Below are 615 nucleotides of genomic sequence, written 5' to 3'. Positions count from 1 at the left end.
GACGCTGTTCCTGACCGACCTGGACCGCAGCAAGATCGACATCCGGCCGATCCCGAAGATGGGTCGCAACGCGGTCACCTCCAACGAGTTGTTCATCGACGACCTGATGGTGCCGGTGGAGGACCGGGTCGGCGAGGAGGGCCAGGGCTTCCGCTACATCCTCGACGGGCTGAACCCGGAGCGGATGCTGGTGGCGGCCGAGGCGCTCGGTCTGGGCCGGGTGGCGCTGGATAGGGCGGTGAGCTACGGCAACCAGCGGGAGGTGTTCGGTCGTCCGATCGGGATGAACCAGGGCCTGCAGTTCCCGCTGGCGGACTCGTTGGCCCGCCTGGACGCGGCGGAGCTGATGCTGCGCAAGGCGACCTGGGCCTATGACCAGGGCCTGCCGTGCGGCCGTGAGGCCAACACCGCGAAGTACCTGTGCGCCGACGCGGGCTTCGAGGCGGCGGACCGGGCGCTGCAGACTCATGGCGGGATGGGGTACTCGGAGGAGTACAACGTGGCCCGCTACTTCCGGGAGGCGCGGCTGCTCAAGATCGCGCCGCTCCCGCAGGAGATGGTGCTCAACTACCTGGGCTCGCACGTGCTGGGCCTGCCCCGCAGCTACTAGAGACC

1 protein-coding gene is annotated in these 615 nt (G+C 68.8%); it reads left to right on the top strand.

The annotated features are described in order from the left end of the window. On the top strand, window positions 1–610 hold a 610-nt coding region (locus ACL02T_RS34940; RefSeq protein WP_412835099.1), incomplete at its 5' end, for an acyl-CoA dehydrogenase family protein. Between the last annotated feature and the right edge of the window lie 5 nt (window positions 611–615).

The sequence above is a fragment of the Pseudonocardia oceanicola genome, from assembly GCF_047200735.1.
In the GTDB taxonomy this organism is placed as follows: domain Bacteria; phylum Actinomycetota; class Actinomycetes; order Mycobacteriales; family Pseudonocardiaceae; genus Pseudonocardia.
Note: the sequence above shows the minus strand (reverse complement) of the source record. Positions and strands in the feature narration are given on the sequence as shown.